Source organism: Roseburia yibonii (assembly GCF_014297335.1).
GTDB classification, from domain to species: domain Bacteria; phylum Bacillota; class Clostridia; order Lachnospirales; family Lachnospiraceae; genus Roseburia_D; species Roseburia_D yibonii.
Genome location: NZ_JACOQH010000012.1, coordinates 13929 through 30414 on the forward strand (window position 1 = coordinate 13929; position 16486 = coordinate 30414).

Sequence of the window (16486 nt, forward strand, 5' to 3'; positions counted from 1 at the left end):
TATGACAAGAGAAGCATTTCGTGAACTGGTGAAAAACGGACCGGTCATCTTAGATGGCGCGACAGGAACCAACCTGCAGGATGCGGGAATGCCGGTCGGCGTCTGCCCGGAACAGTGGATCTTAGAGCATGAGGATGTGATGATCCGACTGCAGAAGGATTATGTGGAGGCGGGGACCAATATTTTATATGCACCGACGTTTACGGCAAACCGCATCAAGTTAGAAGAATACGGACTCGAAGAACACCTGGAGGAAATGAATGAGCGGCTGGTTGGAATTTCAAGAGAGGCGGCAGGTGACAGGGCACTGGTGGCAGGCGATCTCACGATGACCGGGCAGCAGTTGTTTCCAATGGGAGATCTGATGTTTGAGGAACTTGTGGACATCTATAAAGAGCAGGTGCGTGCGATCTTAAAGGCAGGCGTGGATCTGTTTGTGGTGGAAACAATGATGAGTCTTCAGGAGTCGCGTGCAGCAGTGCTTGCGATCCGGGAGACCTGTGATCTGCCGGTGATGGTGAGCCTGACGTTCAATGAGGACGGAAGAACGCTTTACGGAACAGACCCTGCAACTGCAGTGGTCGTTATGCAGAGCCTTGGCGCGGATGCGGTCGGACTGAACTGTTCCACAGGGCCGGAGGAAATGCTTGCTCCGGTAAAGGAAATGGTTGCTTATGCAAATATCCCGGTTCTTGCGAAGCCAAATGCCGGTCTGCCGGAGCTGGTGGACGGAGTGACGGTTTATAACACGACGCCGGAGGAATTTGCGGCAGTCGGAAAAAAACTGGTTGAAGAGGGAGCTGCGATTGTGGGTGGCTGCTGCGGTACGACACCTGCGCATATCAAAGCATTGAGTGATGCGGTGCGAGAGATTCCGGTGCGCGAGATCTCTGATAAAAGAAGACGGATTTTAACCTCAGAGCGAAAAAGCGTGGAGATCGATCTGGATGGCCCGTTTCTGGTTGTGGGCGAACGGATCAATCCGACCGGAAAGAAAAAATTACAGGCGGAATTAAAAGAGGGAAGTCTGGATCTTGTGCGTTCCATGGCGCGGGCGCAGGAGGAGAATGGTGCCTCCATCTTAGATGTCAATATGGGTATGAATGGTATTGACGAAAAACAGATGATGCTCGATGTCATTTACGAAGTAAGTACGACGGTGGACTGTCCGCTCTGTATTGATTCGAGCCACGTTGATATCATTGAGGCGGCGCTCCGCATTTATCCGGGGCGTGCGTTGATCAATTCCATTTCCCTGGAAAAAGAAAAGTTTGAAAAGCTGCTTCCAATCGCACGGAAATACGGGGCCATGTTTATTTTACTGCCGCTTTCCGATGAGGGACTGCCGAAGTCTCTGGAAGAAAAGCGTGAGATTGTAAATATTATTTTGGATCGCGCGCTGGAACTCGGTTTTGCAAGGGAAGACATCGTGGTGGACGGTCTGGTGGCAACCGTAGGCGCAAATCCGCTTGCGGCGCTCGAGTGTTACGATACGATTTCCTATTGTAAAAATGAGCTTGGACTGGCGACAATCTGCGGACTTTCAAACATTTCATTCGGACTTCCGGACAGACAGTACGTCAACACGGCATTTCTTACGATGGCGATCGCGAATGGGCTTACAATGGCAATCGCAAATCCGTCGCAGGAGCTGCTTATGAATGCGGCATTTGCCACGGATATGCTGTTACATAAGGACGGAAGTGATATCCGTTATATTAACCGGATGAATCTTCTGGATGAGAAGGTGACGAAAGAAGATGCTTCCGGTTCTGGCGTAAAAGAAGAAAAGGCACCGAAAAATCCGGTGTTTGACGCGGTGTTGCATGGAAACAAGGGTGGTATTTTAGGCGAGGTAAAAAAAGAACTGGATGCCGGAAAAGTGCCGGATACGATCATCAGTGAAGATCTGATTCCTGCGATCAATGAGGTCGGTGTTTTGTTTGACAAGCAGATTTATTTCCTGCCGCAGCTGATCGCAAGCGCAAACGCGATGAAAATGGCGATTGAATATTTGGAGCCGATGCTTGTCCGGGACGGCAGCGAGGAGGAGATGGCGACGATCGTCATGGCGACTGTGGAGGGCGATATCCATGATATCGGGAAGAACCTGGTCGTACTGATGTTAAAGAATTACGGTTACAGGGTACTGGATCTCGGCAAAGACGTGGCGGCTTCCATTATCGTGGATACGGCATTGAAAGAAAATGCGAAAGTGATCGGGCTTTCTGCGCTGATGACAACAACGATGATGCGCATGAAGGATGTCGTGGAACTGGCGCAGGAAAAGGGATACAAGGGAAAGATCATTATCGGAGGTGCTGCGATCACCCCGAGTTTTGCGGATGAGATTGGTGCGGACGGTTACTCAAAGGATGCGGCGGAATGTGTAAAGCTGGTGGAACGCCTGCTTGCGGAATAATTTTTGATAAAGAAGGAAAAACCATGGAAATTGATACAATAGCAACAGAAATAAAGGCAACGGATATTGAGGGACTGCGGATCGGACAGGCAAAGAGTGAAAAGGGAAAAACCGGCGTGACCGTGCTGCTGTTTGATCAGCCGGCGACCGGAGGCGTGGATATCAGCGGTGGAGGACCTGCGTCCAGAGAAACCCCGCTTCTTTCACCGCTTACGGCAAACAATCCGATCCATGCAGTTGTTCTTTCCGGCGGTTCGGCGTATGGTCTGGAAGCGGCTGCCGGTGTCATGCGTTATCTGGAAGAGCATGGCATTGGTTATGACACCAGGTTTGCGAAAGTGCCGCTTGTGTGCCAGTCCTGCATTTATGATCTCGGATATGGAGATCCGTCGATCCGCCCCGATGCGCAGATGGGCTATGATGCCTGCGTGGATGCCGAGGCTGCAAAAGAGCCGAAGAGTGGGAATGAGGGTGCTGGCTGTGGAGCAACGGTTGGAAAACTGTTCGGTATGGAATGTGCCGAGAAGTCCGGTCTTGGCATTGCGGCGCTTAAAGTCGGGGAACTGAAAATGGCAGCAGTGGTTGTGGTGAATGCATTCGGAGATATTTTTGATTCCACGACCGGGAAAAAGATCGCGGGGCTAAAGAGCCCGGACCGCACAAAGGAACTTGATACCTGTGCGGAATTTCTTAAGATCGCAAAGCCTACAGATTTTTATAAGGAAAATACAACGATCGGGGCGATCGTGACAAATGGAAGATTTGCACAGGATGAGGCAAATAAGATCGCATCCATGGCGCGCTGCGCTTATGCGAGAAACATAAATCCGGTCGGAACTATGGCGGATGGCGATACGATCTATGCGGTTTCTATGGGGAATGTGCGTGCGGATATCAATGTGGCGGGAACGCTTGCAGCGAAAGTCATGTCCCTGGCCATTGAGCGCGCGGTACGTGATGCGGCAATACCGGATGCGGAATATCTGGCAAACTGTGTCCGTCTGGAAAAGTAAAAAATATGGGAAACAGGTATTGACTTTACTTTTTTTGGATAGTATAATGACTAAGTCGGTCGATGAATTTTGACCGCAAATGGGATCTTAGCTCAGCTGGGAGAGCATCTGCCTTACAAGCAGAGGGTCATAGGTTCGAGCCCTATAGGTCCCATTTTACCGCAAGGTAATCAATATGGCGAGATAGCTCAGTTGGCTAGAGCATACGGTTCATACCCGTAGTGTCGAGGGTTCAAATCCCCCTCTCGCTACTATAGAAAGAGAAGACCGGATGAGGCAGTTTGCTTTGTCCGGTCTTTTTGTATTGGTGACGAGGACATGAAGAGTTTATAATAATTTAATTTGTTCCCGGAATCGGCGTGTGCTAAGATAAATATATAAAAGCATATTTTCTATCCGGACAACAGTCCGTCTGTCCGCCATCCGGCGGTTCTAAACATTCTTGTTATTTCAGAAAATTCATGCTTTTTCCACAATCAAAAAGCAGGGGTTTTCGAAGAACTGCTCCTGCGGCGACAGGAGGAAAATAAAATATGGACAAAACAAAAGAAACAGGAAATCAGGTATACCGCAGTTACAAAGACCGGTTGTTCCGCATGGTGTTCCGCGAGAAAAAAGAGCTGCTCGGGCTTTATAATGCAGTAAATGGCACGTCATACACCGATCCGGAGGCGCTTACCGTTGTGACACTGGAAAACGCCATTTACATGAACATGAAGAATGACCTTGCGGTCGTCATGGATTTTTACATGGATCTGTATGAGCATCAGAGCACCTATAACCCGAATATCCCGCTCCGCAACCTGCATTATGTGGCAAAGGAGCTGCGAAGCTGGAGTGGTGGGCGGACAATTTATGGGAGACAGCTCGTAAAGATACCGACACCGCGCTTTTTCGTGTTCTATAACGGAAGGGATATGCAGCCGGAGCGGCAGGTGTTAAAGCTGTCCGATGCATTCATAAACCCGGAGGAAGATCCGGCACTGGAATTAAAGGTCGTGATGTTAAATATCAACCTTGGCAGGAATAAAGAGCTGATGGAACAGTGCCATACGCTGCTTGAGTACGCGCAGTTTGTTGACCGGCTCAGAACCTGTGAAAAGAGCATGGGACGGGAAGAAGCGGTGAAACATACGGTGGATACCTGCATCAGAGAAGGGATCCTGCGGGATTTCCTGTTAAAATACAGAGAGGAGGCCATAGAGATGTGTATCTTTGAATATGATGAGGAAGAGACCCTGCGTCAGCTGGGACAGCAGAGTTATGAGGAAGGCGTAGCAGCCGGGATTGAGCAGGGCAGAACAGAAGGAGTGACGGTCGGAATCGAACGAGGCAGAGAAGAAGGCAGGCTTGTCGGGGAAGAACAGTTGCTTTTTCGGCTGATCTGTACAAAGCTGAAAAAAGGAAAAACGCCGGAGGTGATTGCGGAAGAACTGGAGGAAGATGTTTCCAGGGTAGAACAGATCTGTGAAAAGGCGAAAAGTTTTGCGCCGGAGTATGACTGGAAAAAAGTTTATGAGCAGATGAAGCAGCTGTAAACAGCGGCAGTTATCGATATAAAGCTGAAATAAAAAAGAGATCATCGTATCCGAGATTAGAGTAAACGGATCCCGGGTGGGTGGTCTTTTTTTCGTGGAAAGAGATTCTGCTTTTTTAAATAGGACAGACCCCAGTCGGAAAAGTAGGAAAAATACAGATGGGATGCATTCCTGGGCAGCGGTATAATAAAATCGTAGGAGTTTGTTTTAAATCTGACAGAGCAAAGGAGAAGAAGTTATGGAAGAAAAACAGAAAAAATTTGCTGTGTGGTCGCTGGTATTAGGAATTGTGGGGCTGATCTTTGGCTGTATGTTCCTTGGGCTGCCGGCAGCCATCATTGCGATCATTTTGGGTGTGAAGGTTCTTGGAGTAAGCAGAGATAACAAAGAACGTCACATGGCAGTGGCGGGAATCATTACCGGCGCGGTAGGAATCCTGTTTGCGGTTATTATGGCAGTTTCGGTCGCGAGGACAGATCCTGCACCGGAAGTTTCGGCAGATGCGGCGACGGAAACAGAGTGTGTGGTGGAGACAGAGACATCGGCAGAGCCGGTTGAACTTGAACAGGAGACAGAAGAAGCGCAGTCTGAGATCGTATCCGAACAGATGGAGACGGAGCAGCAGACGGAGACCGAAGTGGTGCAGGAAGAGGCTTCAAATGAGAAAGCATCTGAGAAAGAGACGGAAAAACCGGCACAGCCTGAGGCAGTAACGAATGAAAATACACCGGAAGCAGATGGAACGCAGACGCAAAATGACGGGGCACCTGCGGAAAATGAGGTAGCTGTTGCGGCAGCATCGTCAAATGCGGCTGTGGCAGTGGATAATTCCGGAAGTACCGGTGGAAATTCAGATGCATCCGGAAACGGGGGACAGGCAGTAAGCAATGCGGACAGTAATCCGGCGCCGGCACCTGCACCGGCTGACAGTGGAAGCGGCGTTACGGTACATATTACGGATACCGGATCGAAATATCATTCTGCGGGATGCCAGTATCTGGCGAAAAGTGACCATGAGGTGAGTTTGGAGACTGCAAAATCCATGGGACTGACACCGTGTTCGAGATGCAATCCGCCAAGGTAAGTTTATGTATAATTTAAAGAGCAACCCGATTTTGAATTGACATCTGCTCCGGAAAAATGATATAATCCTACAAACCCGATAGGAATTACAGGCAAAACAAAAAGTAACAAAGGATGAGGAGCAAATATCATGAAAAAACGAAACAGATGGCTGGCAGGAGTGCTTGCGGCAGTGACTTTACTTGGAGGCTGCGGAAGCGCGGGACAGGAAACATTAAAGCAGACAGACGCAGAAGGGGAAAATCAGGCGACGGAGACAGCAGTCGAAGATACGGCGTCTGCGACAGAACAGATCGCAGAGACGGAGCAGACCGGACCGGTGACATTTACGGATGATCTGGGACGTGAGGTGACGGTGGATCACCCGCAGCGTGTGGCGGCACTGATCGGAAGCTTTACGGATGTATGGCAGCTTGCAGGCGGAGATGTCGTTGCGGCGGCAAATGATTCCTGGGAAAGCCTGGATCTGGATCTCGGAGCGGATGTAGTCAATCTTGGCAGCATTTTAGAGCCGGATGTGGAACAGTTAATCGCGGCAAACCCGGACTTTGTACTGGCAAGTTCCAACACCGATGGGGATCTGGCACTTGAGGATGTTTTAAATCAGGCGGGAATTCCGGTTGCCTATTTTGATGTATCCAATTTTGATGATTATCTGAAGATGCTCGATATCTGTACAACGATCACCGGACGTAAGGATCTTTATGAGAAAAACGGTCTGGATGTACAGGCACAGATCGAGGAGATAAAAAAACGTGTGGACGGAAGCGCACCGACAGTTTTATTCTTGCGCGCGGCATCAAGCAATGTAAAGGCAAAGGGCAGTGATGGCAATGTCTGTGGAGAGATGCTCGCAGATCTGGGCTGTGTGAATATCGCGGACAGTGATGCCGGACTTCTTGATGACTTAAGCATGGAAGCCATCATTGCGGCAGATCCGCAGTACATTTTCGTGACCGTTCAGGGAAATGATGTGGATGCGGCAATGCAGAATGTACAGGATATGCTGATCTCCAATCCGGCATGGAACAGTCTTTCCGCAGTGCAAAACGGACATTACTATGTGCTGGACAAACGGCTGTTCAATCTGAAGCCGAATGCAAAATGGGGCGAGGCATACAAACAGCTGGCAGATATTCTTTATCCGGAGGAGTAACAGATGGGATATTTTCCGTTTTTTGTGGAACTGGAAGGCAAAGAGGGATTGATCGTGGGCGGAGGCAGAATTGCCGCCCACAAGATCGAAAAAATAAAGCCGTTTGGAGCAAAGCTGACTGTGGTTGCACCGTATCTGTCGGAAGATATCAAGGAGGATCCGGAGATTAACTGTAAAGAGCGTCCTTTTTTGGATGCGGATGTGGATGGCAAGTGTTTTGTGATCGCGGCGACGGATGACGAGAAACTCAACGCGCATATCAGCGCATTGTGCCAGGGAAAAAATATTCTTGTCAATGTGGTGGATGACCAGGAAAAGTGCGGTTTTATCTTTCCGTCACTGGTCAAAGAAGGAAAATTCTGTGCGGGAATTTCCACAGAAGGCGCAAGCCCGATGACGGCGGCATATTTCAGAAGCCGTCTTGCGGCAGCCCTGCCGGAGAAAACGGAAGAGATCTTGGATGGACTGCTGGCTTTCCGTGAGCCGGTCAAACGGGAAATCCCGGATGGCAGGGTGAGGGCAGCCGTTTTAAAAGAAGCGGCGCTCTTTTGTCTGGATAAAGGACGCCCGCTTACCAAAGAAGAAATGCAGGAACGTTTAAGAGCTGCGGCAGGAAAACAGGAAAAGAAAAAGACAGGCAGTGTTGCGCTTGTCGGAGCCGGCTGCGGTGCATATGACGCGATCACAGTGAAAGGACTGAATACACTGCGGCGTGCGGAGGTGCTTATCTATGATGATCTGATCGATGAGCGTCTTTTGTCCCATGTTTCCGAGAGCTGTGAGCAGATCTATGTCGGAAAACGGAGTGGCAGGCACAGCTTTCGTCAGGAGGAGATCAATGATCTGTTAGTGCAGAAGGCCAGAGAGGGAAAACGGGTGGTGCGCTTAAAAGGCGGAGATCCGTTTGTCTTTGGCAGGGGCAGTGAAGAGATGATCGCTCTGCGCAAAGCAAAAATCCCGGTAACGGAGATCTCCGGGACAACGTCTGCGATCGTGGCGCCTGCGGGAGCTGGTATTCCGGTCACACACCGTGGGCTTGCCCGCAGTTTTCATGTGATCACCGGACATACAGCGGGAACAGAAGACGGTTTGCCGGAGGATATCGAAAATCTGGCGGCACTTCACGGAACACTGGTATTTCTGATGGGAATTGGAAATCTGGCAGCGATCGCGGACAAACTGATCGCGGCAGGAAAAAGCGGCGGGACGCCGGCAGCAGTGGTCAGGCAGAACACCGATGGAAGTACACAGGCAGTGCGTGGAAATTTACATAATATTGTCCAAAAAGCAAAAGAAGCAGGGATAGAGACACCGGCAGTTATCGTGATCGGCGAGACAGCGGGACTGCAGCTTTTTGATGAACAGTAGGAAAAAATAGAAAGAAATAAACAAAAGATAAAGACGGGACACTACTCGAAAAAGTAGTAGGTCCCGTCTTTGTCGTGAAACTGTTTTAAGGAAGCGTGGAAGACATCTTCCAGGATATGACTTTGGATACAGGTGTCCGGAGTCCCGGTTGCAACGACCTTTTGTTCCTGCATCACCACGAGGCGGTCGGAAAGACTAAGCGCCTGATTTAAATCATGGAGGATTAAAATGACGGTCTTTCCATTTTCCTTTAAAGAGCGGATCAGCGAAAGAAAATCCCGCTGCCCGATAAAGTCAAGGTAAGTGGTCGGTTCGTCGAGTACGATATAGTCACAGTCCTGGGCGAGGATCATGGCAAAGAAAACGCGCTGGCGGATGCCGCCGGAGAGCGTGTCCACATACTGATCGGCGTAAGTCTCCACATGCGTAAATTCCATGGCACGGGTGACGATTTCGCGGTCTTTTTCGGTCTTTCGCCTGGAGAAACCAAGGTGCGGAAAGCGACCGTGTTCCACCAGAGTCCGAACCGGAAGCGTCGGAATGATCGTGCGCACCTGCGGAAGAAAGGCGATGCGTTTTGCACGTTCGCGCAGCGGGATGTTAAGCAGATCTTCGTGCTCTAAAAAGATCTGACCGGAAGTTACTTTGGAAACGCCGTTTAAGCATTGGATCAGCGTTGTTTTTCCGCAGCCGTTCGGTCCGACAATCGTGGTGATCTCTCCGGTTGGAAAGGAGACGGAAATATCGGTAAGGATCTTCGTGTGCTGGCAGGTTGCCGATACATGGGAAAACTCAAGCATGGACTCTTCGTCCTCCTTTCTTTTTTAATAAGAGGTATAAGAAGAACGGACCGCCGATAAAGGCCATGATGATGCCGGCGGGCAGTTCAAACGGTGCAAATAAAACGCGCCCGAAAAGATCGCACAGGATCACAAAGCTTGCGCCGAGCAGGGCGGAACAGGGCAACAGAAAGCGCGCGTCATTTCCAAAAAGCCTGCGGCAGATGTGCGGAACGACAAGTCCGATGAAACTAAGCAGTCCGGCGTAGCTTACCACACAGCCGGCAAGCACACTTGAGAGCACTAACAGCAAAAAGCGTGTGAGTGAAACGCGCAGTCCGAGAGAATGCGCGATGTCATCTCCGAGACCGAGCAGGTTTAATGGCACCGCAAGCATTAGGGAAAGAAAGAATGCACCGATGATACAGATGCCGGGAAACAGGATCCGCTGTGCGGTCAGCCCGGAAAGTGTTCCGATCAGAAAAGAAGTCAGATTGATCGTGATATCGGTATCAAGCAGTTTTACCGTGTTGATCGCCGCGTTTAAAAAAGTAGAGACGGTGATACCGGCAAGAATGATCGTGGTGCGGGAGCTGTCTGAGAGCGATGCAAGTAAAAAGATCGCAAGTGTAGTGAGCAGTGCGCCAAGGAACGCAAAGACCGGTAGTGCTGCCGAATTTGCCGGGAAAAAGATCATGGCAAGCATGACGGCAAAGCCGGAGCCGGAATTGACACCGATCGTATTCGGGCTGGCAAGGGAATTGTTCATCACACCCTGCAGGATCACGCCGGCGCAGGCAAGTCCGACGCCTGCAAAAAGTCCGCCGAAGACGCGTGGAATGCGCACGGTCTTTAACAGGACGCAGGCAGTGGAAGAAGTGTCTTTTGCGGTCAGGACAGCCCAGATATCAGAAAAGCTTAGATTTACACTGCCGAACAGAATACCGGAACAGACAGAGACAAATAAAAGCAGGATCAAAAGCATAATGATAAAAAAACTGCGTTTCTTGTTCATGGAAAACTCCTTATTTTGATTTACATACTTGTTATGTATGTTATCATAGAGTGGAAAAAAGTGCAATTCCGGGTCTTTGGACTTTTCATTTCAGAAAAAATGTCCTATTATGGTAATTGACTTCGCTCAGATCAGAAAAAGGCGGAGCGAAAAGGAGGAAAACAAATGATACATTTTGAATGTGATTATACACAGGGCGCGCATCCGAAGATCATCGAGATGTTAGCCGAGACAAATATGGAACAGACAACCGGCTACGGGGAAGACGGACACTGCGAGCGGGCGCGTCAGATGATCCTGGAAAAATGCCGGAATAAAGATGCCTATGTACAGTTTTTAGTAGGCGGAACCCAGGCAAATACAACTGTCATCGCGGCGGCATTAAGACCGTGGCAGGGCGTGATCTCCGCCGATACTGGGCATATCAACGTACATGAGACCGGCGCGATCGAGGCGACCGGACATAAAGTGATCGCGCTTTCAAACAAAGATGGAAAAATAGCGGCGGAGCAGATCGATGCATGTTGCAGGGAACACTTTTCGTCAGGAAATGCGGAGCATATGGTGCAGCCGGGCATGGTCTATGTATCAAACCCGACGGAATATGGTACACTGTATACAAAAGCGGAATTAGAGGCGATCGGAAAAGTCTGCCGCAAATATGATCTCATCCTTTTTGTGGATGGCGCGCGAATGGCTTACGGACTTGGCGCAGAGGGAAATGACCTTACGCTTGCGGATTATGCCGCGATCAGTGATGTGTTTTATATCGGTGGCACCAAAGCAGGCGCGTTGTTCGGGGAAGCCGTTGTCATTACGGATGAGCGGTTGAAAAAGGATTTCCGCTATATGATAAAAAGACAGGGCGGTATGCTTGCCAAGGGCAGACTGCTCGGCATCCAGTATGAGGTGTTAATGGAGGACGACCTGTATACAGAGCTCGGACGCCATGCCAACGTGCTTGCGGCAAAGATCAAAGAGGCATTCTTAAGAAAAGGATATGAGAGTTACATGGATTCCGTGACGAACCAGCAGTTTTTCATCCTGCCGCTTGCTGATCTGGAAAGACTGGGAGAAAAATACAGTTATTCATTTGAGAGAAATACGGACGCCACGCATGCGCTGGTGCGGTTCTGCACGAGCTGGGCAACGACCGAAGAACAGGTAAATGAGCTGCTTTCGGATGTGGCAGCGCTTTAAGACTTTAAGATAAGAGAAGAAAGGAAAAATCTATGCGAGTAGGAATGGGTTATGACGTGCATAAACTGGTCGAGGGAAGAGACCTTATCATAGGAGGAGTTACGATCCCGCATCATCTGGGACTGCTTGGGCATTCAGACGCGGATGTACTGTTACATGCGATCATGGATGCGCTGCTCGGCGCTGCGGCGCTTGGGGATATCGGAAAGCATTTTCCGGATACCGATCCGGCGTATAAAGGCATATCGAGCATGAAGCTGCTTGCCCATGTGGGGGGACTGTTGGAAAAAGAATGCTATGTGATCGAAAACATCGACGCGACCGTGATCGCACAGAAGCCAAAGCTTCGCCCGTATATCGATGAGATGGAAAAAAATGTGGCAGAGGTGCTGCATCTGGAGAAAAACCAGGTCAATATCAAGGCAACGACCGAAGAAGGGCTCGGATTTACCGGAACCGAACAGGGAATTTCCGCACAGGCGATCTGCGCGCTGTCTTCCATCTATGAGAGCAGTGTCGCGATCGGAGGTACGCCGGGTGGCTGCGCGGGCTGTGGCGGCTGCAGATAGCGGCAAATGATAAAAAAATCTTGACAAACGCAGGGAATTTGCGTAAACTTGTGTGAGAATAAAAGAAAAATGCAGGGAACGGAAAGAGTAGGATGATACATCTGCACAAGAGAGAAACTGTCACCGGCTGAAAGCAGTTTTTGCAGAGATTATCTGAAAGTGCATCCGGGAGCAGATCAGATGAAAGCAGATACAGTAGTCTGATCCGTAGATTACACGTTACGTAAGAGAGGGAAAGATATGACAGATATCTTTTAGATAGAGTGGAACCGCGGATAACTTCGTCTCTAATGAGAAGTTATCCGTTTTTTTATTCACAAAGTATCACCCGCAGGCATTAGATATAATAGCAGAAAAACTGCACAAGACGGAAAGGAAGCGTTTGAAATGGGATTTTTTCAGTACATAAAAGAAGAAATTCAGGTGATAAAAGAGAGAGATCCGGCGATCAAGAGTTCAGCGGAAGTATTGCTGTATCCGACATTCTGGGTCATGCTGAGTTACCGCAGGGCGCATAAACTGTATTTAAAGGGACATTATTTCTGGGCACGCTATATTTCACAGCGTGCGGCCAGAAAGACCGGGATCGAGATCCATCCGGGCGCAACGATCGGAAAGGGATTTTTCATTGACCATGGTTCCGGCGTCATCATTGGAGAGACTGCGATTGTTGGGGATAACGTGACACTTTACCAGGGAGTTACCTTAGGCGGAACCGGAAAAGAAACCGGAAAGCGTCATCCGACACTGGGTGATAATGTGATGGTCAGCGCGGGCGCGAAGATCATCGGCTCCTTTACCGTCGGTGAAAATTCAAAGATCGGCGCGGGCAGCGTCGTAATCGAGGAGGTACCGCCAAACTGTACCGTAGTCGGTGTGCCGGGCAGGATCGTAAAGCGGGATAACGAGAAAGTGCCGCGCAATGATATGGATCAGGTACATCTGCCGGATCCGGTCAAAGAGGATATCGACCTGTTGCAGAAAGAAAATTCTGCGTTGTGCAATGAGGTGATCGACCTGGAACAGGAACTGAAAGCGCTGCGTGAAGCGCATGAAAAATGTCAGCGGCGCCAGCGACAGAATGAGCAGGAAAACAGAGCATAAAGCAGAATGGAGGAACCCATGAAGATATATAATACATTGACAAGAAAAAAAGAGGAATTTCAGCCGATCGAGGAAGGCAAGGTGCGCATGTATGTGTGCGGACCGACCGTGTACAACTATATCCATATCGGAAATGCGAGACCGATGATCATTTTTGATACATTCCGCCGTTATCTGGAGTACAAGGGCTATGAGGTCAACTATGTATCCAACTTTACGGATGTCGATGACAAGATCATCAAAGAAGCGATCGAAGAGGGGATCACAGCAGAAGATGTATCCGCGCGTTTTATAGCCGAGTGCAAAAAGGATATGGCGGATCTGAATCTGAAGCCGGCGACAACACATCCGCTTGCAACGCAGGAGATCGACGGCATGATCGAAATGATAAAGACACTGATCGAGAAGGGCTATGCGTATGCGGCGGCGGACGGAACGGTTTATTACCGTACACGCAAATTCGAGGGCTACGGCAAGCTTTCCCATAAAAATATTGATGACCTGGAAGCCGGACACCGAAACATCAAGGTGACCGGAGACTTAAAGGAAGACCCGCTTGACTTTGTTTTGTGGAAACCGAAAAAAGACGGTGAACCATACTGGGAATCCCCATGGTGCGAGGGTCGTCCGGGCTGGCACATTGAGTGCTCGGTCATGGCAAAAAAATATCTCGGAGATACCATTGACATCCATGCCGGTGGAGAGGATCTTATCTTCCCGCATCATGAAAATGAGATCGCGCAGTCAGAGGCGGCAAACGGTGTACCGTTTGCGCACTACTGGATGCACAACGGATTTTTGAATATCAACAACCAGAAAATGTCAAAGTCCCTTGGAAACTTTTTTACTGTCCGTGAGATCGGGGAAAAGTACGATCTTCAGGTGCTTCGTTTCTTTATGTTAAGCGCGCATTACCGTACACCGCTCAATTTCAGCGCGGAACTCATGGATGCGGCGAAAAGCGGTCTTGAGCGTGTGCTGACAGCTGCGGATAATCTGAAACATCTGAGCGGCGCCGCGAAAACCGGGCATATGACAGATGAGGAAAAGGCAGCATTTTCGGCAAGCGAGGATTTCGTAAAGAAATTTGAGGCGGCAATGGAAGACGATGCGAATACGGCCGATGCGGTATCCGCAGTCTTTGAACTGGTAAAATTTGCCAATTCCAACACATCTTCGGAGAACAGCAAAGAATATTTAGATGCGCTCTATGACCGCTTAAATACACTGTGCGGAGTGCTCGGTATCCGCGTGGAGCGAAAAGAAGAAATCTTAGATACCGAGATCGAAGGTCTGATCGCGGAGCGTCAGGCGGCAAGAAAAGAAAAGAATTTCGCACGGGCAGATGAGATCAGAGATCTTTTACTGGAAAAGGGCATTGTCCTGGAAGACACGAGAGAAGGCGTAAAATGGAAAAGGGCATAAATGCGTATATCAAGGAGCGGTTTCATCTTGGCGATGTGGATATCCGCACCTATTCTCCGCTGACACTTGCCTACATCGGGGACGGGATCTACGATCTGGTGATCCGCTCGGTCGTGGTCGGCAGAGGAAACACAAAGGCGGGAAAACTGCATCAGACCACCAGCCAGCTGGTAAAAGCGCATGCGCAGTCGGAAATGATGCACGCGATCGAGCCGGAGCTGACAGAGGAAGAAAGTGATGTGTTCCGCAGAGGGCGTAACGCAAAGTCGCCGACCATGGCAAAGAACGCGACGATGGCGGATTACCGGCGCGCAACGGGCTTTGAGGCACTCATGGGATATCTGTATCTGAAGGATGATTTTGAACGTCTGGTGGAACTGGTTCTGTGCGGACTGGAGCACTATGACGCGAAAACAGGAAAGACCATAGAAGAAAAACAGGGAGAATAGAATGGAAATCGAAGAATTAAAGATTGAAGGAAGAAATGCGGTGCTTGAGGCATTCCGTTCCGGACGGACGATAGACAAGCTTTTTGTACTTGACGGCTGCAAGGACGGACCGGTGCAGTCGATCATGCGGGAGGCGAAAAAGCATGATACGATCGTGAATTTTGTAACAAAGGAACGCCTGGATCAGCTTTCCGAGACGAAAAAGCATCAGGGCGTGATCGCAATGGCGGCAGCCTACGGTTATTCCACGGTCAATGAGATCCTGGCGCGCGCGGAAGAAAAAGGAGAACCGCCGTTTCTGGTACTATTGGATAATATCGAAGATCCGCACAATCTCGGTGCGATCATAAGAACGGCAAACCTTGCCGGAGCGCATGGCGTGATCATCCCAAAGAGACGTGCGGTCGGGCTTACAGCGACCGTGGCAAAGGCATCCGCCGGAGCCATCAACTATACACCGGTGGCAAAAGTGACCAATCTGACACAGACGATCAAGGAATTAAAAGAAAAGGGAATCTGGTTTGTGTGCGCAGACATGGGCGGAACCACAATGTACGACCTTGATCTGAAAGGACCGATCGGACTTGTGATCGGAAATGAAGGAGAGGGCGTCGGAAAACTGGTAAAGGAAAACTGCGACTTTATCGCGTCCATACCGATGCGCGGAGATATCGATTCGTTAAATGCTTCGGTTGCGTGCGGTGTTTTGAGCTTTGAGATCGTAAGACAGCGCATGAGCTAAAGAAAAGCAGGACCAAGGAGGGGACGATGCCGGAAAAGTGGGAGTGTTCGGATGAAGAACTGATCGCGCGTCTGCGGGACGGACAGGATGAGATTATGGATTATCTTATGGACAAGTACAAACATCTGGTCAGAAAAAAGGCGAAAGTCATGTTTCTGATCGGCGGAGATACGGATGATCTGATCCAGGAAGGGATGATCGGGCTGTTTAAGGCGATCCGTGATTACCGGCCGGAGAAAGAGAGCTCTTTTTATCATTTTGCGGAACTTTGTATTTCCAGACAGATGTATACAGCAATCGAGGCGTCGAACCGTAAAAAGCATGCGCCGCTCAATTCCTATGTTTCGTTATCGGAGCCGGAGAGCGGTGGGATCGGGGAGTTGCTCGAGACAAGCCCGGAACAGATGATGATCGACCGGGAAAATGTTGCGCAGATCAAAGAGCGGATCGAAAAGAGTCTGAGTGATATGGAAAAAGAAGTCCTCGCGTATTACATGCAGGGCATGAATTATGTGCAGATCGCGGAAATCATGGAGAGATCACCGAAATCCATCGATAACGCATTGCAGAGGATCAAAAATAAGCTGAAATAAAAACAGCCGCAGGAATGTGAGAGTTCCTGC

General features: G+C 49.6%; 15 protein-coding genes, 2 tRNA genes and 1 other annotated feature. Of the genes, 15 read left to right on the forward strand and 2 right to left on the reverse strand.

Annotated elements, in window-relative coordinates; all coding sequences use genetic code 11:
- Position 1: 1 nt before the first annotated feature.
- From H8Z76_RS12820 to cysG, 8 genes are all read left to right on the forward strand, one after another.
- Positions 2-2422 carry a homocysteine S-methyltransferase family protein gene (locus H8Z76_RS12820; protein WP_186982738.1) on the forward strand — a complete coding sequence of 807 codons (2421 nt, stop codon included), beginning with the start codon at positions 2-4 and terminating at the stop codon, positions 2420-2422.
- Between the two features lie 23 nt (positions 2423-2445).
- Complete coding sequence (locus tag H8Z76_RS12825; protein ID WP_147619487.1) at positions 2446-3435, forward strand: P1 family peptidase; 990 nt, start codon at positions 2446-2448, stop codon at positions 3433-3435.
- Between the two features lie 81 nt (positions 3436-3516).
- Positions 3517-3589: transfer RNA gene (locus H8Z76_RS12830), tRNA-Val, on the forward strand.
- Between the two features lie 23 nt (positions 3590-3612).
- A tRNA-Met gene (locus H8Z76_RS12835) sits at positions 3613-3686 on the forward strand.
- 282 nt (positions 3687-3968) lie between these two features.
- Positions 3969-4973, forward strand: a complete 1005-nt coding sequence (locus H8Z76_RS12840; protein WP_186982740.1) for an RpnC/YadD family protein — start codon at positions 3969-3971, stop codon at positions 4971-4973.
- A gap of 238 nt (positions 4974-5211) precedes the next feature.
- Positions 5212-6057, forward strand: coding sequence for a DUF4190 domain-containing protein (locus H8Z76_RS13715; RefSeq protein ID WP_022515596.1), 846 nt, complete (start codon positions 5212-5214; stop codon positions 6055-6057).
- A 129-nt stretch (positions 6058-6186) separates the two neighbouring features.
- Positions 6187-7212, forward strand: coding sequence for an ABC transporter substrate-binding protein (locus tag H8Z76_RS12850; protein WP_186982742.1), 1026 nt, complete (start codon positions 6187-6189; stop codon positions 7210-7212).
- A gap of 3 nt (positions 7213-7215) precedes the next feature.
- The gene (gene cysG / locus H8Z76_RS12855; RefSeq protein ID WP_186982744.1) at positions 7216-8580 is read left to right on the forward strand and encodes a siroheme synthase CysG; all 1365 of its coding nucleotides are present in this window, start codon (positions 7216-7218) and stop codon (positions 8578-8580) included.
- Positions 8581-8621: 41 nt separating this feature from the next.
- Here the strand turns inward: cysG and H8Z76_RS12860 are convergent, their stop codons facing one another.
- Positions 8622-9380 carry an ABC transporter ATP-binding protein gene (locus tag H8Z76_RS12860; protein ID WP_186982745.1) on the reverse strand — a complete coding sequence of 253 codons (759 nt, stop codon included), beginning with the start codon at positions 9378-9380 and terminating at the stop codon, positions 8622-8624.
- Entirely contained in the window at positions 9373-10374 is a 1002-nt protein-coding gene (locus tag H8Z76_RS12865) for a FecCD family ABC transporter permease (RefSeq protein ID WP_186982746.1), read from the reverse strand. The genes H8Z76_RS12860 and H8Z76_RS12865 overlap by 8 nt, the downstream gene beginning before the upstream one ends.
- A gap of 165 nt (positions 10375-10539) precedes the next feature.
- On the opposite strand from H8Z76_RS12865, the gene H8Z76_RS12870 reads away from it, so the two are divergent.
- The 7 genes from H8Z76_RS12870 (at position 10540) to sigH (ending at position 16456) form a co-directional block, all read left to right on the forward strand.
- Positions 10540-11574, forward strand: coding sequence for a threonine aldolase family protein (locus H8Z76_RS12870; protein WP_186982748.1), 1035 nt, complete (start codon positions 10540-10542; stop codon positions 11572-11574).
- A gap of 32 nt (positions 11575-11606) precedes the next feature.
- Positions 11607-12143: a 2-C-methyl-D-erythritol 2,4-cyclodiphosphate synthase gene (ispF, locus tag H8Z76_RS12875; protein WP_186982749.1), complete on the forward strand. Its 537-nt coding sequence runs from the start codon at positions 11607-11609 to the stop codon at positions 12141-12143.
- 65 nt (positions 12144-12208) lie between these two features.
- Positions 12209-12435: a binding site (T-box leader), on the forward strand.
- A 95-nt stretch (positions 12436-12530) separates the two neighbouring features.
- Positions 12531-13247 carry a serine O-acetyltransferase EpsC gene (gene epsC / locus H8Z76_RS12880; protein WP_147619493.1) on the forward strand — a complete coding sequence of 239 codons (717 nt, stop codon included), beginning with the start codon at positions 12531-12533 and terminating at the stop codon, positions 13245-13247.
- 18 nt (positions 13248-13265) lie between these two features.
- Positions 13266-14672, forward strand: a complete 1407-nt coding sequence (gene cysS, locus H8Z76_RS12885) for a cysteine--tRNA ligase (RefSeq protein ID WP_186982751.1) — start codon at positions 13266-13268, stop codon at positions 14670-14672.
- Positions 14657-15121, forward strand: coding sequence for a Mini-ribonuclease 3 (locus H8Z76_RS12890; RefSeq protein ID WP_022515605.1), 465 nt, complete (start codon positions 14657-14659; stop codon positions 15119-15121). The genes cysS and H8Z76_RS12890 overlap by 16 nt, the downstream gene beginning before the upstream one ends.
- Position 15122: 1 nt before the next feature.
- Entirely contained in the window at positions 15123-15863 is a 741-nt protein-coding gene (gene rlmB / locus H8Z76_RS12895) for a 23S rRNA (guanosine(2251)-2'-O)-methyltransferase RlmB (RefSeq protein WP_147619498.1), read from the forward strand.
- Between the two features lie 26 nt (positions 15864-15889).
- Positions 15890-16456, forward strand: coding sequence for an RNA polymerase sporulation sigma factor SigH (gene sigH, locus H8Z76_RS12900; RefSeq protein WP_186982753.1), 567 nt, complete (start codon positions 15890-15892; stop codon positions 16454-16456).
- Positions 16457-16486: the final 30 nt, after the last annotated feature.

What these genes read in the sequence shown, in the direction of transcription:
- H8Z76_RS12840 (WP_186982740.1), top strand. Translation starts at nt 3,969, where the DNA reads ATGGACAAAACAAAAGAAACAGGAAATCAGGTATACCGCAGTTACAAA.
- H8Z76_RS13715 (WP_022515596.1), top strand. Translation starts at nt 5,212, where the DNA reads ATGGAAGAAAAACAGAAAAAATTTGCTGTGTGGTCGCTGGTATTAGGA.
- H8Z76_RS12825 (WP_147619487.1), top strand. Translation starts at nt 2,446, where the DNA reads ATGGAAATTGATACAATAGCAACAGAAATAAAGGCAACGGATATTGAG.
- ispF (WP_186982749.1), top strand. Translation starts at nt 11,607, where the DNA reads ATGCGAGTAGGAATGGGTTATGACGTGCATAAACTGGTCGAGGGAAGA.
- H8Z76_RS12890 (WP_022515605.1), top strand. Translation starts at nt 14,657, where the DNA reads ATGGAAAAGGGCATAAATGCGTATATCAAGGAGCGGTTTCATCTTGGC.
- H8Z76_RS12870 (WP_186982748.1), top strand. Translation starts at nt 10,540, where the DNA reads ATGATACATTTTGAATGTGATTATACACAGGGCGCGCATCCGAAGATC.
- H8Z76_RS12850 (WP_186982742.1), top strand. Translation starts at nt 6,187, where the DNA reads ATGAAAAAACGAAACAGATGGCTGGCAGGAGTGCTTGCGGCAGTGACT.
- rlmB (WP_147619498.1), top strand. Translation starts at nt 15,123, where the DNA reads ATGGAAATCGAAGAATTAAAGATTGAAGGAAGAAATGCGGTGCTTGAG.
- sigH (WP_186982753.1), top strand. Translation starts at nt 15,890, where the DNA reads ATGCCGGAAAAGTGGGAGTGTTCGGATGAAGAACTGATCGCGCGTCTG.
- H8Z76_RS12865 (WP_186982746.1), bottom strand. Translation starts at nt 10,374, where the DNA reads ATGAACAAGAAACGCAGTTTTTTTATCATTATGCTTTTGATCCTGCTT.
- H8Z76_RS12860 (WP_186982745.1), bottom strand. Translation starts at nt 9,380, where the DNA reads ATGCTTGAGTTTTCCCATGTATCGGCAACCTGCCAGCACACGAAGATC.
- epsC (WP_147619493.1), top strand. Translation starts at nt 12,531, where the DNA reads ATGGGATTTTTTCAGTACATAAAAGAAGAAATTCAGGTGATAAAAGAG.
- H8Z76_RS12820 (WP_186982738.1), top strand. Translation starts at nt 2, where the DNA reads ATGACAAGAGAAGCATTTCGTGAACTGGTGAAAAACGGACCGGTCATC.
- cysG (WP_186982744.1), top strand. Translation starts at nt 7,216, where the DNA reads ATGGGATATTTTCCGTTTTTTGTGGAACTGGAAGGCAAAGAGGGATTG.
- cysS (WP_186982751.1), top strand. Translation starts at nt 13,266, where the DNA reads ATGAAGATATATAATACATTGACAAGAAAAAAAGAGGAATTTCAGCCG.